This is a genomic window from Pseudoxanthomonas sp. X-1, assembly GCF_020042665.1.
Lineage (GTDB): Bacteria > Pseudomonadota > Gammaproteobacteria > Xanthomonadales > Xanthomonadaceae > Pseudoxanthomonas_A > Pseudoxanthomonas_A spadix_A.
In genome coordinates this window covers 1,746,588-1,772,877 of the sequence record NZ_CP083376.1, presented here as the reverse complement: position 1 = coordinate 1,772,877, position 26,290 = coordinate 1,746,588, and the positions used below count along the sequence as shown (strand labels likewise).

The 26,290-nt window shown below is 69.6% G+C and carries 28 protein-coding genes; 21 read left to right on the top strand and 7 right to left on the bottom strand.

The annotated features are described in order from the left end of the window. Positions 1-49: 49 nt before the first annotated feature. Positions 50-484, bottom strand: a complete 435-nt coding sequence (locus tag LAJ50_RS07945) for an OsmC family protein (RefSeq protein WP_138652767.1) — start codon at positions 482-484, stop codon at positions 50-52. A 320-nt stretch (positions 485-804) separates the two neighbouring features. Here LAJ50_RS07945 and LAJ50_RS07940 point away from each other — a divergent pair, with 320 nt between their 5' ends. The 6 genes from LAJ50_RS07940 (at position 805) to LAJ50_RS07915 (ending at position 4,248) form a co-directional block, all read left to right on the top strand. Continuing rightward, positions 805-1,191, top strand: coding sequence for an HU family DNA-binding protein (locus LAJ50_RS07940; RefSeq protein ID WP_130520907.1), 387 nt, complete (start codon positions 805-807; stop codon positions 1,189-1,191). 158 nt (positions 1,192-1,349) lie between these two features. After that, a complete protein-coding gene (locus LAJ50_RS07935) occupies positions 1,350-1,928 on the top strand; it encodes a M23 family metallopeptidase (RefSeq protein ID WP_138652765.1) in 579 nt (192 codons plus the stop codon). Positions 1,929-2,002: 74 nt separating this feature from the next. Continuing rightward, a complete protein-coding gene (locus tag LAJ50_RS07930; RefSeq protein ID WP_224096515.1) occupies positions 2,003-2,305 on the top strand; it encodes a DUF3861 family protein in 303 nt (100 codons plus the stop codon). Positions 2,306-2,425: 120 nt separating this feature from the next. Then, complete coding sequence (locus LAJ50_RS07925; RefSeq protein ID WP_138652763.1) at positions 2,426-2,959, top strand: hypothetical protein; 534 nt, start codon at positions 2,426-2,428, stop codon at positions 2,957-2,959. Positions 2,960-3,023: 64 nt separating this feature from the next. Next, complete coding sequence (locus LAJ50_RS07920) at positions 3,024-3,623, top strand: DUF1439 domain-containing protein (protein ID WP_130551881.1); 600 nt, start codon at positions 3,024-3,026, stop codon at positions 3,621-3,623. Between the two features lie 22 nt (positions 3,624-3,645). Then, complete coding sequence (locus tag LAJ50_RS07915; RefSeq protein ID WP_138652761.1) at positions 3,646-4,248, top strand: hypothetical protein; 603 nt, start codon at positions 3,646-3,648, stop codon at positions 4,246-4,248. A gap of 135 nt (positions 4,249-4,383) precedes the next feature. Here the strand turns inward: LAJ50_RS07915 and LAJ50_RS07910 are convergent, their stop codons facing one another. The 4 genes from LAJ50_RS07910 to LAJ50_RS07895 all read right to left on the bottom strand — a co-directional run bounded on the left by LAJ50_RS07910 (position 4,384) and on the right by LAJ50_RS07895 (position 8,793). Next, positions 4,384-4,923 (bottom strand): type 1 glutamine amidotransferase domain-containing protein, encoded by a 540-nt coding sequence (locus tag LAJ50_RS07910; protein ID WP_130551879.1) that lies wholly within the window; start codon positions 4,921-4,923, stop codon positions 4,384-4,386. Positions 4,924-5,030: 107 nt separating this feature from the next. After that, entirely contained in the window at positions 5,031-5,816 is a 786-nt protein-coding gene (locus LAJ50_RS07905) for a 3-hydroxybutyrate dehydrogenase (protein WP_130551878.1), read from the bottom strand. A gap of 97 nt (positions 5,817-5,913) precedes the next feature. Continuing rightward, entirely contained in the window at positions 5,914-8,142 is a 2,229-nt protein-coding gene (locus tag LAJ50_RS07900) for a DUF5916 domain-containing protein (protein WP_138652759.1), read from the bottom strand. 183 nt (positions 8,143-8,325) lie between these two features. Then, complete coding sequence (locus tag LAJ50_RS07895) at positions 8,326-8,793, bottom strand: SET domain-containing protein-lysine N-methyltransferase (RefSeq protein WP_130551876.1); 468 nt, start codon at positions 8,791-8,793, stop codon at positions 8,326-8,328. A 920-nt stretch (positions 8,794-9,713) separates the two neighbouring features. On the opposite strand from LAJ50_RS07895, the gene LAJ50_RS07890 reads away from it, so the two are divergent. The 15 genes from LAJ50_RS07890 (at position 9,714) to LAJ50_RS07820 (ending at position 24,955) form a co-directional block, all read left to right on the top strand. Then, a complete protein-coding gene (locus tag LAJ50_RS07890; RefSeq protein WP_138652757.1) occupies positions 9,714-10,175 on the top strand; it encodes an SUF system Fe-S cluster assembly regulator in 462 nt (153 codons plus the stop codon). Positions 10,176-10,191: 16 nt separating this feature from the next. Continuing rightward, a complete protein-coding gene (gene sufB, locus LAJ50_RS07885) occupies positions 10,192-11,661 on the top strand; it encodes a Fe-S cluster assembly protein SufB (RefSeq protein WP_138652755.1) in 1,470 nt (489 codons plus the stop codon). A 116-nt stretch (positions 11,662-11,777) separates the two neighbouring features. Then, positions 11,778-12,542 (top strand): Fe-S cluster assembly ATPase SufC, encoded by a 765-nt coding sequence (sufC, locus tag LAJ50_RS07880; protein ID WP_130520927.1) that lies wholly within the window; start codon positions 11,778-11,780, stop codon positions 12,540-12,542. Beyond that, complete coding sequence (gene sufD / locus LAJ50_RS07875) at positions 12,539-13,846, top strand: Fe-S cluster assembly protein SufD (protein WP_138652753.1); 1,308 nt, start codon at positions 12,539-12,541, stop codon at positions 13,844-13,846. Before sufC ends, sufD begins: the two co-directional genes overlap by 4 nt. Before the next feature lie 83 nt (positions 13,847-13,929). Beyond that, positions 13,930-15,120, top strand: a complete 1,191-nt coding sequence (locus LAJ50_RS07870) for a cysteine desulfurase (protein WP_224096557.1) — start codon at positions 13,930-13,932, stop codon at positions 15,118-15,120. Positions 15,121-15,217: 97 nt separating this feature from the next. Continuing rightward, on the top strand, positions 15,218-15,742 hold the full coding sequence (locus LAJ50_RS07865; RefSeq protein ID WP_138652751.1) for a GNAT family N-acetyltransferase: 525 nt from the start codon (positions 15,218-15,220) through the stop codon (positions 15,740-15,742). Next, the gene (locus LAJ50_RS07860) at positions 15,739-16,074 is read left to right on the top strand and encodes a non-heme iron oxygenase ferredoxin subunit (protein WP_138652749.1); all 336 of its coding nucleotides are present in this window, start codon (positions 15,739-15,741) and stop codon (positions 16,072-16,074) included. Before LAJ50_RS07865 ends, LAJ50_RS07860 begins: the two co-directional genes overlap by 4 nt. Before the next feature lie 482 nt (positions 16,075-16,556). Then, on the top strand, positions 16,557-16,739 hold the full coding sequence (locus tag LAJ50_RS07855) for a hypothetical protein (protein WP_138652747.1): 183 nt from the start codon (positions 16,557-16,559) through the stop codon (positions 16,737-16,739). Between the two features lie 202 nt (positions 16,740-16,941). Beyond that, the gene (locus tag LAJ50_RS07850; RefSeq protein WP_138652745.1) at positions 16,942-19,332 is read left to right on the top strand and encodes a catecholate siderophore receptor Fiu; all 2,391 of its coding nucleotides are present in this window, start codon (positions 16,942-16,944) and stop codon (positions 19,330-19,332) included. Between the two features lie 108 nt (positions 19,333-19,440). Then, entirely contained in the window at positions 19,441-20,130 is a 690-nt protein-coding gene (locus tag LAJ50_RS07845; RefSeq protein ID WP_130551870.1) for a Fe2+-dependent dioxygenase, read from the top strand. A gap of 117 nt (positions 20,131-20,247) precedes the next feature. Next, positions 20,248-20,883 (top strand): PepSY-associated TM helix domain-containing protein, encoded by a 636-nt coding sequence (locus LAJ50_RS07840; protein ID WP_130551869.1) that lies wholly within the window; start codon positions 20,248-20,250, stop codon positions 20,881-20,883. A 26-nt stretch (positions 20,884-20,909) separates the two neighbouring features. Further along, positions 20,910-21,437, top strand: a complete 528-nt coding sequence (locus LAJ50_RS07835; protein WP_138652743.1) for a DUF2271 domain-containing protein — start codon at positions 20,910-20,912, stop codon at positions 21,435-21,437. A 41-nt stretch (positions 21,438-21,478) separates the two neighbouring features. Next, a complete protein-coding gene (locus tag LAJ50_RS07830) occupies positions 21,479-22,291 on the top strand; it encodes a DUF4198 domain-containing protein (RefSeq protein ID WP_138652741.1) in 813 nt (270 codons plus the stop codon). A gap of 70 nt (positions 22,292-22,361) precedes the next feature. Continuing rightward, positions 22,362-23,333: an FAD:protein FMN transferase gene (locus tag LAJ50_RS07825; RefSeq protein ID WP_138652739.1), complete on the top strand. Its 972-nt coding sequence runs from the start codon at positions 22,362-22,364 to the stop codon at positions 23,331-23,333. 8 nt (positions 23,334-23,341) lie between these two features. Next, positions 23,342-24,955: a sulfite reductase flavoprotein subunit alpha gene (locus LAJ50_RS07820; RefSeq protein ID WP_224096514.1), complete on the top strand. Its 1,614-nt coding sequence runs from the start codon at positions 23,342-23,344 to the stop codon at positions 24,953-24,955. On the opposite strand, the gene LAJ50_RS07815 is transcribed toward LAJ50_RS07820, so the two are convergent. Further along, positions 24,949-25,554 carry a HutD family protein gene (locus LAJ50_RS07815; RefSeq protein ID WP_138652735.1) on the bottom strand — a complete coding sequence of 202 codons (606 nt, stop codon included), beginning with the start codon at positions 25,552-25,554 and terminating at the stop codon, positions 24,949-24,951. The two genes, LAJ50_RS07820 and LAJ50_RS07815, sit on opposite strands and share 7 nt — an antisense overlap. 286 nt (positions 25,555-25,840) lie before the next feature. After that, positions 25,841-26,179 (bottom strand): helix-hairpin-helix domain-containing protein, encoded by a 339-nt coding sequence (locus LAJ50_RS07810; protein ID WP_130551863.1) that lies wholly within the window; start codon positions 26,177-26,179, stop codon positions 25,841-25,843. Between the last annotated feature and the right edge of the window lie 111 nt (positions 26,180-26,290).

The window sequence follows — 26,290 nt, the reverse complement described above, 5'->3', positions numbered from 1 at the left end:
GCGCACGTTCAACCGCGCGACAGGCCCGCGGGCCGATGGATCGTCCCGCTCAGCCGGCGAACTCGGTTTCCAGGCTCATCGGCACCGCCTTGAGCGCCTTGGACACCGGACAGTTCTCCTTGGCCGTCTCGGCGATCTCCTTGAACCTGGCCGCGTCGATGCCCGGCACCACGCCCTTGACCTTCAGGCGGATATGCGAGAGCGCCGGACCGCCCTCCATGGACAGGTCCACTTCGGCGCGCGTGTCCAGCGACGTCGGCGGCGAGCCGGCCTCGGTCAGCAGATTGGACAGGGCCATGGTGAAACAGCCGGCGTGCGCGGCGGCGATCAGTTCCTCGGGGTTGGTGCCCTTCTCGGCACCGAAGCGACTGTTGAAACCGTAAGGCGTGTCGGACAGCAGTCCGCTCTGCGGCGTGGACAGCTTGCCCTTGCCGGACTTCAGATCGCCTTCCCAGTGTGCGGTGGCCGGACGCGAGATACCCATGAGGCGTGCTCCTGTGTGGTCGAAAGGAACCGGCAGCCTAGGCCCTGCGATGTAAGCGGACCGTGCCGGCCGCCGCGCACCGGCCATCGCGCAACGCGGCAAAACGCGGTGGCCCTGCTCCTGGCCGCTTTGCCCGATCGTGGAAGCCGATAACGCGAAATGCCTCGCCGAGCGGTCGCGCACGCACCTTTGGTCGAAAAAACGGCGGAAAGCAGCGAAAAAAGCCCCGATTCCACTTGGCTGCGCCCGCGCCTTGCCCTACATTCCGCAGGCCGACCGTTCGGCCAGTACATCCACCTACACGGTACACAGGACACATAATGGCAAAGACCACCAAGAAGGTAGCGCCGAAGAAGGCCGCCAAGACCGCCGCCAAGCCGGCCGCTCCCAAGCCGATCAAGGAAGCCCTGACCAAGTCCGGTCTGGTCGCCCACATCGCCGAATCCAGTGGCGTGGCCCCGAAGGACGTGCGCGCGGTGATGGCTGCGCTGCAGTCGGCCATCCAGGGCTCGGTGAGCAAGAAGGGCGCAGGCACCTTCACCCTGCCGGGCCTGCTGAAGATCAAGACCGTCAGCGTGCCGGCCAAGCCGAAGCGCAAGGGCATCAACCCCTTCACCAAGGAAGAGCAGTGGTTCGCCGCCAAGCCGGCTTCGACCAAGCTCAAGGCCACCTTCATGAAGACGCTGAAGGATTCGGCGGCCGCCTGATTCTTCGCGCCACCGGTTGCACCGCTCGGGACGGCCTTGGCCGTCCCGAGTCGTTTCCGGGCCCGGCGGTTCCGCGGGCGTACCGTCCGACGCCACGCGCCGCGGCATCGCAGACGCCTTGACCGCAGGCTCATCGACGGCGCGCCAGGCTGACCGGCATGCACGCATCGTCCTCCACCACGCCCGCCCGCCGCCTGCGCCGTGCCCTGCTCTGGCTGGGCGCGCTGGCGCTGCTGGCCTGGACCGCGGGCTGGGCCTGGAACCAGCCTTTCATGCGGACCCCGCGCATGCTCTGGCGCATCGCGCGCATGCCGCCGGCGCAGGCGCTGCCGGTTCCGGTCGAAGGCGTGCGCGCCAGCCGCATCGCCGCCACCGTCGGCGCGCCGCGCGGCCGCGACCGCACCCATGCCGGCGTGGACATCTTCGCCGCGCGCGGCACGCCGGTGGTCAGCGCCACGCCGGGCGTGGTGGTGTCCGTACGCGAGGGCGGCCTGGGCGGACGCCAGGTGTGGGTGCTCGGGCCGGGGCGCGAGCGCTATTACTACGCCCACCTGGACGACTGGGCCCCCGGACTGCGCGAAGGACGCAGCGTCCTGCCCGGCGACCTGCTCGGTTTCGTCGGCACCACCGGCAATGCGCGCGGCACGCCGCCGCACCTGCACTACGGCATCTACGGTGCCGACGGCGCGCGCGATCCGCTGCCCGCGTTGCGCGCCTGGCGCCCGCCGGAACACTGAGTCGCGCCCCACCGGCTCGTGCGAGGGCGCACGGATACCTACCTTGGACGCTCGTACTTCGCCTCGTGACCGCCATGCAGGACGTCCGCCCGCACCGCTATCGCATCACCATCACGCCTGTCGAGGACGACGGCTATCCGTGTCGCGACCGCTGCAGCATCGAGTTCGAGCACCGCGCCAGCCAGGACTGGCTGCGACTGATGCACCAGTCGCAGCGGCATCGCCAGCTCAGTGCGGACGAACGCGCCGCCACGCTGGTGGCCAGCCGCGTGCTGCGCGACCTGGCCCATCGCCACCGCGATGCACAGGAGGATCCCTTCGCGCCGCTGGAGCCGGCGCTGGACCGCTTCATCGCCGGGATCGACCCCAACCGCTAGTGCGGCGCACCACGGGATGATGCGCGCCAGGGGCATCGCACGCCTCCCGGCGCGATCCTCCGCCCCGAGCGCACCGGGTCCGCGCGTACACTGCGCGCCAACGCCACACGCCGACCCGCCATGCGCCTGCCGCTGCTCCTGCTGCTGTGTCTGCTGCTGGGCAACTGCTCGTGCAGCCGCAAACCCGAGCCGCAGGCCGATGTAAGCGCAACCGCGACGTTGCCCGCGGCCAGCGAGCGTGGCGCACAGACGGAGGATCGGGCCGCGCTGGCCAGGCGCCAGGCGCTTGATGCGCAGCAACAGGCCAGCCTGCTCGAAGCGGCCGGCGCGCTCCACGCCTACCTGGGCGATCTCGCCTCGGGCCGGCTGGACCAGGCCAACGCGCGGTGGGTGGGCGGCAGGCCCGCCCCGGTACCCGACGATGCCGCGCTGCGCGCGCTCGGCCCGCACAGCATGCGCATCAACACCGAGGCGCCCGAGCCGCTGGACCCGAACGAGTATCCCTGGCGCAGCCTGGAGATCCCGGTGCGCCTGCAGGCCAGCGACGCACAGGGCCACGTGCAGGCCTGGAGCGGCTGGTATCGCCTGCGGCGCAAGGTCGGCAACGATGGCTGGGAGCTGTCCAGCGCCTCGGTGCGGCCCCAGCTCGATTGAGGCCAGGTTCACCCGTCGTGCTTAAGGTGTGGCTGCAGTCCAGCCCTCCTTCACGGACGTTTCCATGCAGGCTTTCCTCGCCCACCGCATGCGCGCCGCCCTCGTCGCCACGGCCTTGGTGATCGCACCGGTCACCGCCGCGGCCTGGGCGCAGGCGCAGTCCTCGAGTCAGGCGCCCTCCAACGAACTGTCGGTCAGCGCCGACCAGGTGCAGGGTTATCTTGCGCACGAGTTTCCGCGCGATTTCCAGGCGCTGGGCGGGCTGGTCTCGATGACCGCCAGCAATCCGCAGCTGCGCATCCCGCCGGGCAGCGACCGGGTCCAGATGCAGTTCGACGCCAGCGCCAGCGGCAATCCGCTGGGCCGGGTGTGGCTGAGCAGCGGCCTGCGCTATGACCCGCAGGCGATGACGCTGTATCTGGACGCGCCCACCGTGGATCGCGTGGCCGCCACCGACGGCGGCGAACTGCACGAGCGCGATCGCCAGCTGGTCAGCCTGTTCCTGCAGGACTATGCGCGCAGCGAGCCGCTTTACCGGCTGGATCCCAAGTTGCTGGCCAGCTTCGGCGACGTGCGCGTGCAGTCCGCTCGCGTGCGCGACGGCCGCATCGTGGTGCAGTTCGACCAGCCCGTGGGCATGCCGGACCTGAGCGATGCGCCCTGACCCGACACGTGTCCGCATCCTGATGTTCGGCCTGGTCGCGGCGGGAGCGGCGACGCTCGCGGCCTGCGGCCAAGGCCAAGATCAGCAGACCCACGCTGGCGACGCGTCTCCCGCGACAAGCGCACCGACGCCCGCCACGCCGCCGGCATTGGCGCCGGCCGACTCGCAGACCGAAGACGCGCTGGCGGAACCGCCACCGATGCAGGCAGCGGAAGCCGCCATCCCCGCCGAGCCGACGGCCGAAAGTGCACAGGACACGGTGCGCCGCTATTACGCGGCCATCAACGCAGGCGACTACGCCGCAGCCTACGCGCTCTGGGGCCGGGACGGTGCGGCCAGCCGGCAGCCCTTCGACGTCTTTGCCAAGGGCTATGCAAAGACGCGCCATGTCGAAGCGCGTGTCGGCCAGGCCTTCGATGCCGAAGGGGCGGCCGGCTCGCGCTACATCCAGGTGCCGGTCGACCTGTCCGCATTGCAGGCCGACGGCAGTACGCGTCATTACAAAGGCAGCTTCACCTTGCGTGCGGTGATGGCGGATGGTGCACCAGCGAAGGATCGGGCCTGGCACCTGGATTCGGCCGATCTGGAAGGCTACGAGCCGTCTGCCACCGAGGCCACGCGCTGATCGGCTGCACCGAAGTGAATCGTGGGAGCCGCCAGGGCGGCGATGGGCTTTATCGGGAAAGCCTCATCGCCGCCATGACGGCTCCCACAGGATGCGGCTCGCAGGCCGCACCATGTCTCTTGACGCCGAACGAAGTCAACTTGCCAGCGCTTCCGCAATCGCCTTGCTGAAAGCGGGGATATCGTCGGGATTGCGGCTGGTGATGATGTTGCCGTCGACCACCACCTCGCGGTCTTCCCAGGTGCCGCCGGCATTGGACAGGTCGGTCTTGAGCGAACTCCACGAAGTCAGCGTGCGGCCCTTGGCAAGCCCGGTCTCCGCCAGCAGCCAGGGGCCATGGCAGATCGCCGCCACCGGCTTGTCGTCGGCGGCCACGGCCTTGATGAAGTCCAGCGCGGACGACTCGCGGCGCAGCGTGTCGGGATTGATCACGCCACCGGGCAGCACCAGCGCGTCGTAGTCGGCCGGCTTGGCCTGGTCGAGCTGCTTGTCGACCTTGACCGAATCCCCCCAGTCCTTCTGGTCCCAGCCGCGGATGCTGTCCTTGCCCTTGAGCGAGATCACCTCGACCTTGGCGCCCATTTCCTCCAGGCGGCGCTTGGGCTCGGTGAGTTCGGACTGTTCGAATCCATCGGTCGCCAGCACGGCGATGGTCTTGCCAGTGAGCGTGGTCATGAGCGGGGCTCCGTTGAAGAAAGAAGCCCCATCTTCTGCGCGGCGCCATTCGAGGCCCGTCGTCTCCCGGTCGCGATGTCTCGACGCGACGCGAACACGCGCCGCATTCAGCTCATGTGCCAGCCATGACTGACCAGGAAGCTTTGTCCGGTCAGCGCATTGCTCGGATACTCGCACAGGAACTTCACCATCGCCGCCACGTCCTCGACCGTGGTGAAGGTGGCATCGACGGTATTGCCCAGCATCACGCGCTTGATCACTTCCTCCTCACTGATGCCCAGGCTGGCGGCCTGTTCCGGAATCTGCTTCTCGACCAGCGGCGTGCGCACGAAGCCCGGGCAGATCACATGGCTGCGCACGCCGTGCGGCCCGCCCTCCTTGGCCAGCGTGCGCGACAGGCCCAGCAGGCCATGCTTGGCGGTGACGTAGGCCGACTTCAGCGGCGAGGCCTCGTGCGAGTGGGCCGAGCCCATGTAGATCACCGTGCCGCGTTTGCGCGCATACATGCCCGGCAGCACCGCCTTGGTGGTCAGGAAGGCGCCGTCCAGATGGATGGCCAGCAGCTTCTTCCAGTCGGCGAAGGGGAAGTCCTGGATCGGATGCACGATCTGCACGCCGGCGTTGGCGACCAGGATGTCCACCGGTCCCAGGGCCTGCGCGACGTGGGCGATGCCGGCGTTGACCGCCGCCTCGTCGGTGACATCCATCGCCACCCCGAGCGCACGACCGCCATCGGCCTGGATCCGCGCGGCAGTCGCCTCGGCGCCGGCCTGGTCGAGATCGGCAATGGCGACGCTGGCCCCGGCCTGGGCCAGAGTCTGCGCTAGGGCCTTGCCGATGCCGCTGGCCGCGCCGGTGATGACGGCCACCTGGCCTTGGAGGGACTGGGTCACGGGGCATCCTCGCAGCGAAAGGGGGGCGCCAGTGTGCCGCAGGCGCGGGCCTTCAGCGTGGGTCGAAAAGGGCGATGTGTCCGGGCCCGCTTTGCGGCTAGAGGGTGAAGCGGTAGCTGAACTTCACTAGCAGCTGCTCGTCCTCGCGCAGGCGCAGGGCATCGCCCAGCAGGCGGCCGACCGGATCGCTGCGGTCGGTTTCCTGATAGCCGCCGCGCGCGTAGACCACGTACAGGTCCGACATCGGCGCGACCTCGTAGCGGTAGCGCACCTGGAAGCCCAGGTTGCGCACGCTGAAGTCCGGCACCGCCTCGCCGGTGCGCAGCGGCCGCGTACTGGCCAGCACGCGGTAGGCGCTCTCGGCGTCGGCCTGGATGGCCAGCGCCTGCAGCTTCACGCGCAGCTCCTGGCGGTTGGCCAGGTTCCAGGTCAGGCCGGCGTTGAGGTGCCATTCGCGGCCGTCGTACAGGCCGACCAGGTTGTCGCGCTGCCAGATCGACCATGCCGGCGAATGGTCCGCATAGCCGCCCAGGTAGACGCTGAAATCATCGTTGACGAAATAGGTCGCCGTGTACTCCGCGCTGTAGCTGACCGCGCCGGCATCGCCGATGCTGCCTCGCCGCGCCCACAGCTCCACCTCGTGCGCCCAGCGCCCCTTGCGCGGACGGCTGTACTCGTAGACCAGCTGGGTATTGAACGGTTGCCGCACCGAGCCATGGCCGCGGGTAAGCAGATCGTCCACGCCGGCATCGTTGAAGTTGACCTGCATGAACTCCTCGCTGCCGTCGCGCAGTTCGCCCTGACGGCTGATGCGCAGCTGCCGGTCGAGCATCTCGCCGTGGTCATTGTTGACCTGGCTGATGCGCCAGCGCCAGTCCTTGGAGGCATAGCGCGACTGCGCCGGCTGCTCGGGGAAGCGCTTGCGCACCTCCCAGTGACCGTAGTTGAGGCTGTTCTGCGACAGGTAGCCGGCGTCGTTGAGCTGCAGCTCGCTGCCGAAGTGCATGGCGATCCACTGCTGGCGCCAGCCATGGTCCATCTCGTAATCCGCCCAGAGCGTGCCGCCGCTGTCGCGCGTGGTCTGCCCGGCCTGCCGGATCTGGCTGCCGAGCAGGCGCGTGCGCACGTTCCAGCGCTCGTTGGGCCGCCAGTTGTGGTCCACGCCCAGCACGGTCGCTTCGCGGTCCAGCCACGGGCGCTCGACCTGGGTCAGCATCAGGCCCAGATTCTGCGTGCTGAAGTCGCGCACCAGCCGCAAGGCGCGGAAGCTGCGCCCGGCCTCGCCGTCCTCCTCGGCCACGAACACGCCGTACTTGGTCGCGCCCAGGCTGCCGTTGACCTTGACCGCGGCGTTGATGTCGGCCGCGCCGCGCCCGTCGTCGGAAGGCCCGCCGATACGCCGGGTGTACAGCAGCTGGCTGAAATCGGACGGCGTGGTGAACTCGAACAGCCCCTGGTTCTCGGTGAAGAACGGGCGCTTGTCGCTGACGTAGGTCTCGGTGGCGTCGAAGTTGACCACCAGGTCGTCGCTTTCGACCTGGCCGAAGTCCGGGTTGACGGTGGCGGTCAGCTGGAACTGGCCGCTGGGCTTCCAGAACACGTCCACTCCGCCCTGCACCTCGGTGCCGCCGTGCACGTTGTCGTACAGGCCGGAGACGTATGGGGTCACGGCCAGCAGCGACTGCTGGTAGTCGGTGACGTCCACCACCGCGAAATCGGACAGGAAGCGCGGTCGCTCGAAGCTGGCCACCGGCCAGGCGGCGCGTTCGCCGGTGGCGCCGATCACGCGGTCCAGGTACAGCTTCATGCGCCGGGTGCCGCCGCTGGCCTTGTGCATCGGCGCGATGTACCAGGGGATCAGCATCTCCACCGACCAGCCCTGCTCGTCCGCGCTGACCGCATGCTGCCAGTGCCCGTCCCAGTCGGTGTTGAAGTGGTTCTCGTTGGTGACCACGGCGTCGTTGATGCCGTCGGTGGAGGAGACAACGAAGTTGTAGCCGGTGCGCCCGTCGCCGTCGAAGTCCACCATCAGGTTGACCCGGTCGACCTGGTCCTTGAAGTCGCGCCGCACCTTCTGCAGGGTGCGCGGCACGCCGGGCGGCTGCACCGCGCGCACCGCCACCGCCAGGCCTTCGGGGGTGGCCAGGATCCAGGCCTCGGTGGGCTGGCTGCCCGGTGCCCCGGTCAGGGGCTGCACCTGGCGGAAGTCGGTGATGTGCTGGGCGCCGGCCCATTCGGCCGGATCGATCCGGCCGTCAACTTCCACCGCGCCGGCGGGCACCGCCAACGCCATCGACACGCTTGTCGCCAATACCGAGCCACGCATGGTCCTGCTTCCTTCTGAGCCTGAGGGGGCCGATGGCCGCCTTCGGGTGCGTATGTTGGGAAGCTTGTCGGCGCGTGCCGACTGGCATTGGTCATTGCAACCTTTTGTCCGCCGCGCGCATCCACGGCCATGGCGCGTCGCGGGCGCCGCCTCGCGCGGCCGTTCGCGACCGCGCGGATTGCCTCAGCGCTTGGGCTGGAGCATGGTCCCGGTGCAGTTCTTCGAGCCGCAGCGGCAGGCCCAGATCTTCTTCAGCCGCGGCGTGTGCCGCTCGGCCAGGGTGATGCCGTAGTTGTAGGTCAGCTCTTCGCCGGGCTTGATGGCGCGGATGGCCTCGATGAACACCTTGTCCTTGGTGCGGTCATCGCCCTCGGCCTCTTCGATCAGGGCTTCGCAGTTGGGATTGCAGCTGTGGTTGATCCAGCGGGCGCTGTTGCCGTGGCGGGCGCCGTCGATGACGTATTCATCGTTGAGCGTGAACAGGAAGGTATGGCCGCTCTCGACATCGCCGCCTTCGTCGGCATCCACCTGGGCGTGCGTGCGCAGTTCGCCGCGGTACTCGATCAGCCGCTCTCCCTTCTTGATCGGGGCCACGGCGAACATGCCGTTGCCATGGATGGCGGACTTGCGGGTGGCGATCTTGCGCGGCATCGAGGCATCCATGAAGAAGGTCGTCCCGCATTGTGGCCTCGCGCCGCGCTTCGTGCCACTGCATGTTGAGCGCCTGCACAGCGGCGCTGATCGGGATGGCCTCCACCCGCCAGTACGACGCCCTTGCAAGCATCGCCGCCGAGCCCACGCTCGTCGTTCCCGCGACCGCCGGAACCCAGCGACTTTCGTGCGGACGTCCCGGGACACGAAGGTGTCTCCCTTTGCCAAGACGGCGAAGGTGTTGCACTGGTTCTTCTTCTGATCAAGACGGTGCGTGAGTGCGCGCGCTCCTTCGGGAAGGCAGCGGGCCGGCGGGCACTGGCCGCTTTTCCCTCCATTAGGGCATCCTGCCCTGAGTCGGGCGCTCGGCTTCCTGCCTCGCTTGGCGCGGCCACTGCCCGCCGACCCGCTGCCTCACGCGTCAGGTCTCAGGACTTCGGTTTACGGGGTCGTGCCAATCCTTCTCTTATGCACAAAGCGATTTGTGACGGGAGGTCATCGACTTGAGACCCCTCTGCGCGCAGCGCAGGGAGCTCGAAATCGCGGCGAGCGATCGGGAGAGGAGTCGGTGCTCTACCGGTCAAGCCAGCAAAGCAGGAACAAGGGCACCCCGCCCCGGCCCTCCCCTTCCCCCTGCGGCGAAAGGAAGAGGGCAAGGCGCGGCGCGCTGCCTTCGAGTCGGAACACGTCCTGATCCATCTGCCGCAAGGCCTCGCTCTGGGCGGGCGGGCGGAGCGCCGCCAGGCGCTGAGGCTCCGGCATTGACGGGGCGGCGGCCCCGGACCGCCCGGTTGCCATGGTGCAGCCTAGCTGTACGCGCCCATTGGCTCGCGCGTTCAAGGGGTTTGAGTCGCACGGCGGGAAAGCGTACAATTTCGGTCCAATTTCAGCCGCCGCCCCTCCGTGGGCGCCCCGCCACCATGCTGCGCGTCACAAAGCTCACCGATTACGCCACCGTCCTGTTGACCGTCCTGGCCAACCGCAGCGGCGAAGTGCTCAGCGCCACAGAACTGGCCGAGGCCTCGGGCCTGGAAGCCACCACCGTCAGCAAGGTGCTCAAGCCGCTGGCCCAGGCCGGGCTGGTCGAAGGCCTGCGCGGGGTGCACGGCGGCTACCGGCTGGCGCATGCGGCCAGCGAGATCAGCCTGGTGCAGATCATCGAGGCCATGGAAGGGCCGCTGGCGATCACCGAGTGCAGCCAGCACGACAGCCAGTGCGGCATCGCCCAGCGTTGCGGCGTGCGCGCCAACTGGCGGCTGATCAACGACGTGGTGGCCGACGCGCTGCGCGGCATGACGCTGGCGCAGATGCTGCAGCCGGCCGCCCCCTCCCCCGCTCCCGATACGCGCCGCCGCCCCATCGCCGTGCGCGTGGACAACTGAACTGTAGGCAGCCCCCATGGCCACCGAAGCAACCCAGGTTCCCGCCCCCGCCCGCAACGCCGAGATCGTCGAACAGCTCGGCCGCCGCTACGAGGCCGGCTTCATCACCGAGATCGAGTCCGACTCGCTGCCGCCCGGCCTGAGCGAGGACATCGTCCGCGCGCTGTCGGCCAAGAAGGACGAGCCGCAGTGGATGACCGAGTGGCGGCTGGCCGCCTATCGCCACTGGCTGACCATGCCGGTGCCGCATTGGGCCAAGCTGAAGATCGCCCCGATCGACTTCCAGGCGCTGAGCTACTACTCCGCGCCCAAGGGCCCCAAGTACAAGTCGCTGGACGAGGTGCCCCAGGAGCTGCTCGACACCTACGACAAGCTGGGCGTGCCGCTGCACGAGCGCGCCAAGCTGGCCGGCGTGGCGGTGGACGCGGTGTTCGACTCGGTCTCGGTCGGCACCACCTTCCGCAAGGAGCTGGCCGAGAAGGGCATCATCTTCTGTTCGATGTCCGAGGCCATCAAGGAGCACCCGGAGCTGGTCAAGCAGTACCTGGGCTCGGTCGTGCCGGTCGGCGACAACTACTTCGCCGCGCTGAACTCGGCGGTGTTCTCCGACGGCAGCTTCGTGTTCATTCCCAGGGGCGTGCGCTGCCCGATGGAGCTGAGCACCTACTTCCGCATCAACGCCGGGCACACCGGGCAGTTCGAGCGCACCCTGATCGTGTGCGAGGACAAGGCCTACGTCTCCTATCTGGAAGGCTGCACCGCGCCGATGCGCGATGAGAACCAGCTGCACGCCGCGGTGGTCGAGCTGGTCGCGCTGGAAGACGCGGAGATCAAGTATTCGACCGTGCAGAACTGGTATCCGGGCGACGAGCAGGGCCGCGGCGGCATCTACAACTTCGTGACCAAGCGCGCCGAGTGCCGCGGCGCACGCAGCAAGGTGACCTGGACGCAGGTGGAGACCGGTTCGGCCATCACCTGGAAGTACCCCTCCTGCGTGCTGCTGGGCGACGACTCGGTGGGCGAGTTCCATTCGGTCGCGCTGACCCACCATCGCCAGCAGGCCGACACCGGCACCAAGATGATCCACGTGGGCCGCAACACCAAGTCCAAGATCGTCTCCAAGGGCATCAGCGCCGGCCGTGGCCAGAACACCTACCGCGGCCTGGTGCGCGTGGACCGCTCGGCCGAGGGCGCGCGCAACTACACCCAGTGCGACAGCCTGCTGATCGGCAAGCAGTGCGGCGCCCACACCTTCCCCTACATCGAGGTGAAGAACCCCGGCGCCACCGTCGAGCACGAGGCCACCACCTCCAAGATCAGCGACGACCAGCTGTTCTATTGCCGCGCCCGCGGCATCAGCGAGGAAGACGCCGTGTCGATGATCGTCGACGGCTTCTGCAAGCAGGTCTTCCGCGAGCTGCCCATGGAGTTCGCCGTGGAAGCCAAGAAGCTGCTGGAAGTGTCGCTGGAAGGCTCGGTGGGCTGACGCTCGTCGGGCCGGGATTCGGGATTGGAGATTCGGGATCGGCGATCGCCTCCCGCTCCCCCGCATTCCGCCTGCCTTCCGCATTTACGAATCCCCAATCCCGAATCCCCAATCCCATGCTCAAGATCGACAACCTCCACGCCGCCGTCGCCGGCAAGGACATCCTCAAAGGCCTCTCGCTGGAGGTGAAGCCGGGCCAGGTGCACGCCATCATGGGCCCCAACGGCGCGGGCAAGTCCACGCTGGGCAACATCCTGGCCGGCCGCGAGGGCTACGAGGTCACCGAAGGCAGCGTGCAGTTCGAGGGCGCCGACCTGCTGGCGCTGGAACCGGAGGAGCGTGCCGCGGCCGGCGTGTTCCTGGCCTTCCAATACCCGGTCGAGATCCCGGGCGTGAACAACACCTACTTCCTGCGCGCCGCGCTCAATGCCCAGCGCAAGGCGCGCGGCGAATCCGAGCTGGATTCCATGCAGTTCCTCAAGCTGGTGCGCGAGAAGCTGGCGGTGCTGCACCTGAAGGACGAGCTGCTGCATCGTGGCGTCAACGAGGGCTTCTCCGGCGGTGAGAAGAAGCGCAACGAGATCTTCCAGCTGGCAGTGCTCGAGCCGAAGCTGGCGATCCTGGACGAGACCGACTCGGGCCTGGACATCGACGCGCTCAAGGCCGTGGCCGAGGGCGTCAACGCGCTGCGCAGCGCCGGGCGCTCGTTCCTGGTCATCACCCACTACCAGCGCCTGCTGGACTACATCAAGCCCGACGTGGTGCATGTGCTGGCCGACGGCAGGATCGTGCAGACCGGCGGGCCGGAGCTGGCGCTGGAGCTGGAAGCCCACGGCTACGCCTGGCTGAAGGACCGCGTGGCGCCGGAAGCGGCGGCATGAGCACGCTGCTGGACTCCCTGGCGTCCGCCTTCGAGGGCGATGCCACGCGCCGCGCGGTGCTGGACGACGCCCTGGCCGCCGGCCTGCCGAGCCAGCGCGACGAGGCCTGGAAGTACACCTCGCTGCGGGCGCTGGAGCGCCGCAGCTTCGCGCCTGTGGACGCCGCGCCGCGGGTCGATGCCGCGCTGCTGGCGCACATTCCCGCCCCGCGCCTGGTGTTCGTCAACGGCCGCCATGCCCAGGCGCTGTCCGATCTGTCGGGTCTGGACGAAGGCGTCAGCGCGCAGCGCCTGTCCGAAGCGCTGGCCGAGGGCAGCGATGCCGCGCGCTTCCTGGCGCGCCGCTTCGAGCGCAACGACGAGGTCTTCGCCCGGCTCAACGCCGCGCTGGCCAGCGAAGGCGTGCTGCTGCGCGTCGAGGCCGGCGTGCAGGCGGACACCGCGCTGCAGCTGGTCTTCATCGGCGCGGCGGACGCAGACAGTCCGCACGCGGATGGGCGGGCGCCTGCGGGTCACGCGCACGCCGACCGCGCCTGGCACCTGCGCAACCTGATCGAACTGCGCGCCGGCGCGCGCCTGCGCGTGGTCGAACACCACCTGGCCGCCGGCGAACACGCGCACCTGGCCAATGCGCTGACCCATGTCCATCTGGCGCAGGGCGCACAGCTGGTCCATGCCCGTGCCCAGCACGAAGCGGACAAGGCCACCAGCCTGCTGCGCACCGACGCGGTCCTGGCGCGCGATGCGCGCTACACGCGCGTGGACCTGGAGCTGGGCGCCGCGCTGTCGCGGCACGAGCTCAACGTGCGCCTGGAAGGCGACAACGCGCGCCTGGACGCCAACGGCGTGCTGCTCGCCGGCGGACGCCGCCACGTCGATACGCGGCTGGGCATCGACCACATCGCGCGCGATACCAGCTGCGGCCTGACCTGGCGCGGGCTGGGCGCCGGCCGCGGCCGGGCCGTTTTCCATGGCGGCATCCTGATCCGCGAAGGCGCCGACGGCACTGACGCACGCCTGTCCAACAAGAACCTGCTGCTGTCCGACACCGCCGAGATCGACACCCAGCCGGTGCTGGAGATCCATGCCGACGAAGTGCAGGCCGCGCATGGCGCCACCGTGGGCCGGCTCGACGCCAATGCGCTGTTCTACCTGCGCTCGCGCGGCCTGCCGCAGGCCGACGCGCAACGCCTGCTGACCGCCGCGTTCTGCCGCGAGCCGCTGGCCGTGCTCGAGGACGATGCCCTGATCGGCCAGCTGACCGGCCTCCTCGATCTGGCGCTGCGCCAGGCGGGCGCGGCATGAGCATGCACGAGAACAGCGGCAGCGCCGGCGTGCGTCCGGAAGAGTCCGGCCAGGCTCAGGGCGTGGACTGGGACCGCGTCCGCATGGACTTCCCGCTGCTGACGCGAGCGGTCAACGACAAGCCGCTGATCTATTTCGACAACGCCAACACCGCGCAGAAGCCGGTGGAAGTGATCGCCGCGGTGGACGGCTTCTACCGCCGGCAGAACGCCAACGTCAGCCGCGCGGTGCACGCGCTGGGCACCGAGGCGACCGACGCCTACGAGGGCGCACGCAGGACGCTGGCGCGCTTCCTGGGCGTGCGTGGCGACGAGCTGATCCTGTGCAGCGGCACCACCTTCGCCCTCAACCTGGTGGCGTACTCCTGGGCGCTGCCCACGCTCAGGGCCGGCGATGTGATCCTGGTCTCGCGCATGGAGCACCACGCCAACATCGTGCCGTGGCAGCTGATCGCCCAGCGCACCGGCGCGACGATCCAGGTGGCCGAGATCCTGCCCGATGGACAGCTGGACCTGGACGCGCTCTACAAGGCCATGACCCCGCAGGTGAAGCTGCTGGCGGTGGCCCACGTGTCCAACGTGCTTGGCACGGTCAACCCGGTGCGCGAGATCTGCAGGGCCGCGCGCAAGGCCGGCATCGTCACGGTGGTGGATGGCTCGCAGGCCGCGCCGCACATGCCGCTGGACGTGGCCTCGATCGGCTGCGACTTCTATGCGGTCACCGGCCACAAGATCTGCGGTCCCACCGGCACCGGCGCGCTGTGGGCGCGCCGGGAGCTGCTGGAAGCCATGCCGCCCTTCATCGGCGGCGGCGAAATGATCAAGGAGGTCAGCTTCGAGAAGACCACCTTCAACGACGTGCCGCACAAGTTCGAGGCCGGCACGCCCAACATCGCCGGCTTCGTCGGCCTGGGCGCGGCGCTGGATTACCTGGACGGCGTCGGCATGGCCGCGATCCGCGCGCGCGAGGCGCAGCTGCTGGCGCATCTGACCGAGGAACTGCAGCGCATCGACGGCCTGCGCATCTTCGGCACCGCGCCGGACAAGGCCGCGGTGGTGTCGTTCCTGATCGACGGCGCCCACGCGCACGACCTGGCCACGCTGCTGGACCTGGAAGGCGTCGCCGTGCGCTCGGGCCAGCACTGCGCCCACCCGCTGCTGCAGTACTTCGGCGTGGCGGCCACGCTGCGCGCCTCGCTGGCCTTCTACAACACCCACGAAGAGATCGAAGCCTTCGTGGCCGCGCTGAAGAAGGCCCGCACGCTGCTGGGCTGACGGTGGGAGCCGCCAGGGCGGCGAGGGGCTTCACCGGTAGAGCCCCATCGCCGCCATGGCGGCTCCCACGAAGCCGCCGGCCTTTTACAATGGGCCGATGACCACGCTGACCTTCCGTAACGCCACCCTGGACGACATCGAGGCGATCACCGCACTGGTGACCTCGGCCTATCGCGGGCAGGCCAGCCGCGCCGGCTGGACCACCGAGGCCGACCTGCTGGACGGCCAGCGCATCGACCGGGACGTGCTGGCCCACGACCTCAGCCGCGCCGACAGCCGCGTACTGCTGGCCTATCGCGACGACACGCTGGTGGCCTGCGCGCACGTGGCGCGCGAGGGCGATGCCGGCTACTTCGGCATGTTCTCGGTGCGCCCCACCCTGCAGGGCGCCGGCATCGGCAAGGATGTGATGGTCGAGGCCGAGCGCATCGCCCGCGAAGAGCTGGGCGTGGAGGTGATGCGCATGACGGTGATCGATGTGCGCGAAAGCCTGATCGCCTTCTACGAACGCCGCGGCTACGTGCGTACCGGCACCTTCAAGCCCTTCCCCTACGGCGATGCGCGCTTCGGCACTCCGCTGCGCGACGACCTGCGCTTCGAGGTGCTGGAGAAGGCGTTGTGAGCGAGACCTGGACCTTCATCTGCGCCACCGAGGAGCTGCTGCCGGGCGAGATGCGCAGCGGCTTCGACGAGGTCACCGGCACGCCGATCGTGGTGTTCAACCTGGACGGCGATCTCTACGCGCTCGAGGACCGCTGCAGCCATGCCGAATTCGAGCTGTCGGCGGCGGGCACCTTCGACGCCGAGACCGGCAGCATCGAGTGCGTGCTGCACGGCGCGCGCTTCGATATCCGCGAAGGCGTGCCGCTGTGCGGGCCGGCCTATGCGCCGGTGCCCAAGTTCCCGGTCAAGGTCGAACACGGCGGCGTGTGGTCACGCGACGACCGCGACTGACCGCTCCAGGGTTCCGCACCGCACCTGGCCGGCCACGCGCCGGCTTTTTCATTCCACCGTGATGCTGGCTCCGCGTTTCGCCGGCCTGCACCGAAGCCGATCACCGCGCCCGCAAACGCGGGGCCACCGCCACCATCAGAATTGCCACGACGGCGATGCCGTGGCGACTTAGCCGGTGCTGCCCGGTCCCCATTGCGGGATCACCAGGCCGTCGATGACCGCGCCCAGCCCGGTCCCGCCGTTGGCGGCCGAGACGTCCAGGGTATCGGCCGGCCCTGTGCATGCCACGCGGACTGCATCACCCGCGTCTGGCAGACGGGAACAGCGCGGTGTAGGCGATGCCCCACAGCGCGAGCGCGTCCGCCAGCAGCCCGGGGAGCCCGCCACCGGCACGCTGGCCGCCACTGCCCACGCCCGAGCAGCAGCGCGAAGGCCGCGGTCGCGCCCAGCGGACCGCGATCGACCGGACGCCCGCTCAGCCAGTGGCCGAGCAGACCGATCGCGCGAGAGCCCATCAGCCAACGGCACACGCGATCCTGGAACTGCTGGAACTGCTCGCCTCGGAACTGCGGATCGCCCAGGCGGCGGAGCAACCGCGCTGCCGTCCGACTTCGATGGCCCGTCCGGCGCGCGCGATGCAGCGACCGCGCGACAAGCCGAGCTGAACGGTTGTGAATACAAATCGTTCTCATTACAATCACGACCCGTTAAGGAATGCGCGCCCGGCTTGGTCCGGACCGCCTTCCGCTCCACGCGATGCCGTCGCGCCCCAGTGGTCTGGGATGCCCGGTCGCGTGCGGCTCCGCACTCCCGTCAGCCGTCGCCAATGGGGGAACCAATCTTCACTTCATTGGAAGCACTGCCGACATGTCGCACATCCGTTCCCGCAAGCACCTTCCGGGCGCACGCCCGCTGACCGCCGCCGCCCTGGCCACCTCGCTGGCGCTCGCCCTGCCGGGCACTGCCCTGGCGACCGACGGAATCGATGCGCCGGGCGCGTCCGCCGATCAGCAGCGCGACCACGACCGGGACGAGCACGACGGCCAGCGCCATCACCGCGGCGATGCACGCACCCTGGACAAGATCGACGTGCACGGCTCGCGCATCCAGGCCAGGGCGGTGGCCTCGCCCAAGTTCACCCAGCCGCTGCAGGACACCCCGCAGACCATCCAGGTGATCACCAGCGACCTGTTCAACCAGCAGGGCGCCACGACCCTGACCGAGGCGCTGCGCAACTCGCCCGGCGTGGGCGCGTTCTACGCCGGCGAGAACGGCAACACCAGCACCGGCGACGCCATCTACATGCGCGGCTTCGACAGCTCCAGCAGCATCTTCGTCGACGGCGTGCGCGACCTGGGTTCGATCTCGCGCGACCTGTTCAACATCGACCAGGTCGAGGTCGAGAAGGGGCCTGCGGGCACCGACAACGGCCGCAGCGCGCCGACCGGCGCGATCAACATGGTCAGCAAGCGCGCCACCCTGCACGACGCCGTCTCCGGCACGCTCTCCGGCGGCACGGACGACCAGCGCCGCGGCACCGCCGACTGGAGCCAGACGCTGGCCGGCGGCCTGGCGCTGCGCCTGAACGCGATGTGGCAGGACAGCGACGTGCCCGGCCGCGACCATGTGGAGAACAAGCGCTGGGGCCTGGCGCCCTCGCTGGGCTTCAACCTCGACGGCGCCACGCGCGCCTGGCTGAACCTGTACTACGTCAAGCAGGAGAACGTGCCCGACGGCTTCGTGCCGACCATCGGCCTGCCGGGCTGGACACCGCAGCCGGGGCTGGCGCAGCTGGCCGGCCACCCGGTCGATCCGGAGAACTTCTACGGCACGCGCCTGGACCACGACGATGTGGAAGCCAAGCAGGCGACCTTCATCCTCGAGCACGACTTTTCCGACACGTTCAAGCTGACCAACACCGCGCGCTGGGGCGAGACGACGCAGGATTATCTGCTCAGCGCGTTCATGACCACCGGCGGCACGGCGGCCAATCCCCAGGCCGGCAACATCAAGTGGACCGATCCCAACGACCTGTCCACCTACACCGTCGCGCGCAGCCTGCCGACCTTCAAGGACCAGCGCAACAAGATCATCACCGACCAGCTCAACCTGCGCGCGGACTTCGCCACCGGCGCGGTCGAGCACGCCCTGAGCACCGGCCTGGAGCTGACCCGCGAGGAGCAGTTCAACCGCAACTTCGGCACCACCGGAAGCCTGCCGGCGGCCAACCTCTACAACCCCGACTGGAACGCCGTCGGCACGCTGGCCTGGTACCACAACGGCACCGGCAGCCACGGCAAGACCGACACCGCCTCGGTGTACGCCTTCGACACGCTCAAGTTCGGCGAGAACTTCCTGCTGACCGGCGGCGTGCGTCTGGACCACTACAAGACCGAGTACCAGGCCAGCGCGATCTGCAACAACGGCACCGGCCGCGGCGCGGTGCCGTGCAACGGCGCGCCGGTCGGCAGCGGCGTGACCACGGTGGACACCGACACCAGCGACACCCTGTTCAACTGGAAGCTCGGCGCGGTCTACAAGGCCGGCGAGGCGGTCAGCCTGTACGCCAACTGGGCGCTGTCGCAGCAGCCGCCGGGCGGGGCCAACTTCGCCCTGGCCGCGGCCGACGGTGCGGCCAACAGCATCAACGCCGATCCGCAGAAGGCCAGGACCTTCGAGGTCGGCACCAAGTGGGCCGTGCTGGACAACCTGGCGCTGAACCTGGCGCTGTTCCAGACCAACGTGACCAACGAGATCAACGCCAACGTGCTGGACGACTTCGGCAACCCGACCCAGACCGGCGAGAAGAAGGTCAAGGGCGTGGAGCTGTCGGCGGTGGGCAACATCACCGACAACTGGAGCCTCTCGGCCGGTTACACCTCCATGTCGACCAAGGTCACCGAGGGCCCGTCGATCAGCGCCGACGGCACGTCCAACCTCAGCTATACCCCGGACGACGCCTTCACCAGCTGGACCAGCTACCGCTTCCCGTTCGGCCTGACCATCGGCGGCGGCGTGCGCTACTCCGGCCGGATGCATCGCGGCAGCGATGGCGCGGTGGGCACGCCCAAGTACGCCAAGTCCTACACGGTCTACGACGCGGTGGTGTCCTACGACGTCTCGCGCAACTTCAGCCTGCGCCTGAACGGCTACAACCTGTTCGACAAGGACTACGTGGCGGCGATCAACAAGAGCGGCTACCGCTACACTCCGGGCACGCCGCGCACCTTCCTGCTCAGCGCGGACTTCCGCTTCTGACGGACCAGGTCTGATGCCGTTGGCGTGATGGCATCCAACCGCCGGGCGACCGGCACCCCCAGCACGGGAAGGCTCGCCTTCCCGTGCGTCGTTGTAGAGGCGCATCCCATGCTGCTGCACATTCCCCAGATCCTCGATGCCGACCAGGTCCGGCGCATGCGCCAGGCCCTGGAAACAGCCGAGTGGACCGACGGACGCGAGACCGTTGGCGCGCAGGGCGCCAAGGTCAAGCGCAACCAGCAGCTGCCCGACGCCTCGCCGCTGCGCGAACAGCTGGGCCAGCAGGTGCTGGCCGCGCTGGAACGCAATGCGCTGTACTTCGCCGCCGCCCTGCCGCTGCGCACGCTGCCGCCGCGCTTCAACCGCTACACCGGCGGCGGGGAATACGGCTTCCACATCGATGGCGCGGTGATGGCCGTCGACCGTCCGGGGCGCGCGCGCGAGCAGGTGCGCTCGGACCTGTCGTGCACGCTGTTCCTGTGCGAGCCGGACGAGTACGACGGCGGCGAACTGGTCATCAGCGACACCTACGGCGAGCACGAGGTCAAGCTGCCGGCCGGCGACCTGATCCTGTATCCCTCCAGCAGCCTGCACAAGGTCACGCCCGTCACGCGCGGCGCGCGCCTGGCCTCGTTCTTCTGGGTGCAGAGCATGGTGCGCGACGAAGGCCGGCGCCGGCTGCTGCTGGAGATGGACACGGCCATCCAGCGGCTGACCGCCAGCGGCGGCGACGCGCAGGCGATCGTGCAGCTGACCGGCGTCTATCACAATCTGCTGCGCGGCTGGGCAGAGGTCTAAGCGGCCCACGCTGGCCGGAAGGTCATCGAGGCAACGCGGAATTTAATTGAGACCGATTCTCATTCGTGGTGTAATGCCGCACGCATTTTGCCTCCCGCTGCAACGGAAAATCCCCGCTTGGCCCAGGCCGCCGACCCGCTCTCCACCCAGCAACGCCGCGGCTTCTGGCTGCGTACGCTGCACCAGTGGCACTGGATCAGTTCGGCGATCTGCCTGATCGGCATGCTGCTGTTCGCGGCCACCGGCATCACGCTCAACCACGCGGCCAGCATCGAGGCCAGGCCGCAGGTCGTGCATCGCACCACCACGTTGCCGCCGGCGCTGCGCCAGGCGCTGGGCGCACGGCAGGACGGCGATGCGCCGCTGCCGCGGGTGGTGGGCGACTGGCTCGAGGGCGAACTGGACATCAGCCTGTCCGGCCGCGAGGGCGAGTGGTCGGCCGAGGAGGTCTATGTCTCCCTGCCGCGCCCCGGCGGCGACGCCTGGCTCAGCCTGGACCGGGCCAGCGGCGCGGTCGAGTACGAATCGACCAGCCGCGGCTGGATTTCGCTGTTCAACGACCTGCACAAGGGCCGCAACGCAGGCACGGCCTGGAGCTGGTTCCTGGATCTGTTCGCGGTGGCCTGCCTGGTGTTCTGCATCACCGGCCTGCTGCTGCTGCAACTGCATGCCGGCCAGCGCCGCATGACCTGGCCGATGGTCGGCTTAGGGCTGCTGGTGCCGCTGCTGCTGGCGCTGATCTTCATCCACTAGACCGCTCACCACAGGACTTGCGCGCCATGACCAAGACCGTCCCGATCACCCTGACCTTCGCGCTCAGCGGCCTGCTGACCGTGCCGGCGTCCGCTGCCACGATGCAGGTCAAGGTCGAGATCCCCAAGCTCAACGTCGCCGAATACCACCGCCCGTATGTGGCGGTGTACGTGGAAGGCCCGGACGGCAAGGCCGCCACCAACCTGGCGGTCTGGTACCAGAACACCGATACCAAGGAGGGCCACGGCACCAAGTGGCTGCCCGACCTGCGCCAGTGGTGGCGCAAGTCCGGCCGCAGCCTGGACCTGCCGATTGACGGCGTGACCGGCCCCACCCGCCCGGCCGGCGTGCAGACGCTGGACTTCGCCGGCAACAGCCCGCAGCTGTCCGGCCTCGCGCCGGGCAGCTACACCCTGGTGGTCGAGGCCGCGCGCGAGGTCGGCGGCCGCGAGCTGCTCAAGGTCCCCTTCACCTGGCCGGCCACCGCCGCGCAGTCGGGCAAGGCGCAGGGCGCCTCCGAACTGGGCGCGGTCTCGCTGACGATCAAGCCCTGATCCCGCCGTCGTTCTTCGCACACGCAACCGGAGCATCCCGCATGAAGCGTTCCCTGACCCTGGCGCTGGCCCTGGCCGCCGCCGTCACCTCCTTCTCCGCCGCCGCGCACAAGCAGTGGCTGCTGCCCTCGGGCACGACCTTCTCGGGCAACGATCCGTGGGTGAGCGTGGATGCGGCGGTGTCCAACGACCTGTTCTACTTCGAACACGTGCCGATGCGCCTGGACGATCTGGTGATCACCGCGCCGGACGGCTCGACGGTCAAGCCGGAGAACGCCTCCACCGGCAAGTACCGCAGCGTGTTCGACGTGGAGCTCAAGCAGGAAGGGACCTACCGCATCGCCTCGGTCAGCAACGGACTGTTCGCCAGCTACGAGACCGCCGAGGGCGAGCGCAAGCGCTGGCGCGGCGACGCCGCCAGGTTCGCCGCCGAGGTGCCGAAGAACGCCAAGAACCTGCAGGTCTCGCAGGCGGCCTCGCGCGTGGAGACCTTCGTCACCCACGGCGCACCTACCGCGGCCACGCTCAAGCCCAGTGGCGTCGGCCTGGAACTGGTGCCGGTGACCGCGCCCAGCGACCTGGTCGCCGGCGAGGCGGCCAGCTTCAAGCTGGTGCTGGACGGCAAGCCGGCGCCGAACGTGGAGGTCACCGTCATTCGCGGCGGCACCCGCTACCGCAACGCGCAGGAAGAGATCAAGGCCAGGACCGATGCGCAGGGCGCCTTCTCCGTGACCTGGCCGGACGCCGGCATGTACTGGCTCAACGCCAGCAGCGAGGATGCCAAGACCTCGCTGCCGCAGGCCAAGCAGCGTCGCCTCAACTACGTGGCCACGCTGGAAGTGATGCCGCAGTAAGCCACGACGCACGATGGGCGCATGGCGCCGATGCGCCTGCGGCCTGGCTGTCTTAAGCCCTCTCCTTCCCATGGTGCCCGCCGTCGCCTCCCCCCTCGAACTGGCCCGCCTGGGCGGGCAGACCATGGGCACGACCTGGTCGGCGCGGGTCGTGGTCCCGGCGGGCACCGGCCTGCATCGCCTGCACGATGCGCTGCAGGCGCAGCTGGACCGCGTGGTCGCGCAGATGAGCACCTGGGAAGCGGGCTCGGACCTGAGCCGCTTCAACCGCGCCGCGGCCGGGACCTGGCACACGCTGCCGAGCGAGTTCGCCACGGTGATGGAGGCCGCCCTGCGCATCGCCCGCGACAGCGACGGCGCCTTCGATCCGGCCTGCGGCGCGCTGGTCCAGGCCTGGGGGTTCGGCGCCGGAGCGGACCTGCGCGGTCGCCCTGCCGATCATGTCCTGCAGCAGGTGCGCCAGCGCCCCGGCTGGCGCGACCTGGAATGGCGCGCGCAGGGGGCGCAGCTGCTGCAGCCCGGCGGCGCGCAGCTGGACCTGTCGGCCATCGCCAAGGGCTATGCGGTCGATCTGCTGCTGGACACGCTGCACGCGCATGGCCTGCACGACGCGCTGGTGGAAGTCGGCGGCGAGCTGGCCGGCCGCGGCCGCAAGCCCGACGGCACGCCCTGGCGCGTGCTGGTGGAGACCGGTGCCGACGAGGATGGCGGCCTGCCGCCGCGCGTGCTGGCGCTCAAGGCCTGCGCGGTGGCGACCTCGGGCGATCGCTGGCATCGCTTCGAACAGGACGGCATGCGCTATTCGCATACCCTCGACCCGCGCCATGGCTGCCCGGTCGAACAGACCACTGCCGCGGTCAGCGTGCTGGCCGCCACGGCGATGGAGGCCGACGCCTGGGCCACCGCGCTGACGGTGATGGGACTGGAGGCGGGACTGGCGTTCGCGCGCGCGCATGGGCTGGCGGCGCGCTTCGTGGTGCGTGGCGCGCAGGGCGCCGGCGAGCACATGACGCCGCAGTTCGAGGCCGCGCTGGCGGCATGAGCGCGTCGATGCGTTTCTCGACCCCGCGCGCGGCGCTGGGCAACACGCTGGCGCTGGCACTGCTGGCGGCCCTGGCGGCGGTGCTGTTCGTCTGGCAGCCGGGGACCTGGTGGCCGGGCCCGCCCCGCCCGTCGCGCTGGATCTGGGCCGGCGCCGCGCTGGTCGCCTACGTGGGCTTTACCGGCTGGATCCTGTGGCGCACGCGCCGCTTGCCACCCGCGTCGGCAAGCGCCATCGAGGCCGATACCGTCCTGGTCGCCCATGCCAGCCAGACCGGCTTCGCCCTGCAGCTGGCGCAGCGCACGGCGCAGTCGCTGGAACAGGCCGGCACGCCGGCGCACCTGCTCGACCTGGCCGCGCTCAATGGCGCGCGGCTGGCGCACTACCGGCGCGCCCTGTTCGTGGTCAGCACCACGGGCGAAGGCGATCCGCCGGAGCCGGCGCTGGGCTTCGTGCGCGATGTGCTGGCGCGGCCGGCCGCGTTGGATGATCTGCGATACGCGGTGCTGGCGCTGGGCGATGCGACCTATGCGCGGTTCTGCGCGTTCGGACGGCAGCTGGATGCCTGGCTGCGCACGCATGGCGCGCGGCCGCTGTTCGACCGGGTCGAGGTCGACAACGCCGACGAGGCCGCGCTGCGCCACTGGCAGCATCACCTCTCGCTGCTGACCGGCAATGCCGACCTGGGCGACTGGAGCGTGCCGCGCTACCAGGCCTGGACCCTGGCCGAGCGCGCGTTGCGCAACCCCGGCAGCGTCGGCGGCCCGGTCTATCACCTGGCGCTGACGCCGCCACAGACGCTGCCCGACTGGCAGGCCGGGGACCTGGTCGAGGTCGGCCCGCGCCATGCAGCAGCCACGGTGGCCGCCTGGCTGCAAGCGCACGGCCTGGACGCAGACGCGGTGGTGCGTGTGGAAGATCAGGACATCTCCCTGGCCCGGGCCCTGGCCTCGCGCCAACTTCCCGACAGCGTGGAGGCCGGGGCCGGTCCGCAGGCGCTGATCGACGCCCTGGCGCCGCTGCCGCACCGCGAGTACTCCATCGCCTCGCTGCCGAGCGATGGCGCGCTGCATCTGCTGCTGCGCCGGATGCACCGCCCCGACGGCAGCCCCGGCCTGGCCAGCGGCTGGCTGTGCGAACACGCGCCGGTCGGCGCGCCGATCGCGCTGCGGCTGCGCGCCAATCCCAACTTCCATCCGCCCGCCGCCGACGTGCCGCTGATCCTGGTCGGCAACGGCACCGGCATCGCCGGCCTGCGTGCGCTGCTCAAGGCCCGCATCGCGCAGGGCGCGCGCCGCAACTGGCTGCTGTTCGGCGAGCGCCAGCGCGCCCACGACCTGCACTACCGCGAGGATCTGGCGGCCTGGCAGGACGCCGGCTGGCTCGAGCGCGTGGACCTGGCGTTCTCGCGCGACCCGGGCGGACACCACTACGTGCAGGACGCGCTGCGCGCCGCGGGCGAGCCACTGCAGGCCTGGATGCGCGACGGTGCGGCGCTCTACGTCTGCGGCAGCCTGGAGGGCATGGCCCCGGGCGTGGACGCGGTGCTGCGCGAGGTGCTCGGCGATGCGTCAGTGGAAAGCCTGCGCCTGCAGGGCCGCTACCGGCGCGACGTCTACTGACCGGGCTCGAACGGATCGCGCGCGGTGAACTTCACCGCGATCAGCTCACCACCGCCTTCCAGCGCATAGCGCGTGCGGCCAGGCGCGCCATACAGCAGCGCGCTGTCGCCGCTCCACAGCGGCGGCAGGTCGCTGGCCGCGTCGAAGCGCGCCTGCCCGCCGATCAGGTGGATCGCCCAGTGCGTGCGCGCATCGGCGAAGAACAGCATCGGCCCGACCAGCGGGCGCAGCAGGAGCTCGGCCTCCAGCACCTGCGGACGCCACATCAGGTTGAAGTCGTGCGTGGGCCCGTCGAGCAGTTCGCCGCGCACCCCGCGCGCGCCGCTGAAGCGCAGCCGGTCGTGCGGCGGATGCAGGACGATCTGCTCACCATCGTCGAAACACAGCCGCAGGCCCTGGCCGCGCAGCAGTACCAGCTCGCGCTCGATGCCGGGAAACGGCGAGAACGGCGCATCGCGCTCGATCTCGGCGATGGACAGGCGCCAGTCCCAGTCCTGCGCGTCGCGTCCGCCGCTGGCGATCTGGCGGGTCCAGCCGAGCTGGTTGCGCCAGCGTTCGCGACGGTACTCGTTGGCGGGAATGACGCGACTGGTCGGCATGGCCGCAGGGAGCGTGGACAGGGGGCGCCAGTCTAGAGCGCGCGCTGCGCTTTGGAGTGCAGGCGCCAGCCATTTGGCTGCGCAAAAGGAAGCCGCCCGGATGCGTGCGGCGCACCCGGGCGGCGGTACATCCCTGTCGGCATCATGCCCAGCTTGCTGGCGTCCTGCCCTGCCCTCGTCAACGGGCTACATCCTTGTCGGCATCCATGCCTGTCACGCGGCGTCCTGCCCTTCAGACCGAGACAGTGCATCCGGCACCGCCCCGCCCCGTGACCATGCGCGCCTTCTAGCGGCGGGTGACCGGCTTGGCCGGCGCAGCCGCGGCGGAAGGCTTCTTCGGTGCGGCCGCCGAGCGGCCCACTTCGATGCGATCGCGGTTCTTCTCCACCGTCTTCAGACCGATGCCCTTGACCATCGCCAGTTCCTCGGCGCTCTTGAACGGGCCGTTGGTCTTGCGGTAATCGACGATGGCCTGGGCCTTGCTGGCGCCCACGTTCACCAGCGCGGCGTCCAGCGCGGCCGCGTCGGCGGTGTTGATGTTGACGCGGGTCTCGGCGGCGAACGCGCCAGCGGCCAGGGCCAGCGACAGGATCAGCGACTTGATCAGGATCGAAACGGGTTTCATGGCGACACTCCTTGTGCGATGAGGGTGGTTGTGCCGGGCGGTTTCCCTTTGCTCCGGTGCAACCAGTCTCCTCCCTCCCCGCACCGCCACGATATCGGGGCAGCGCCCCGC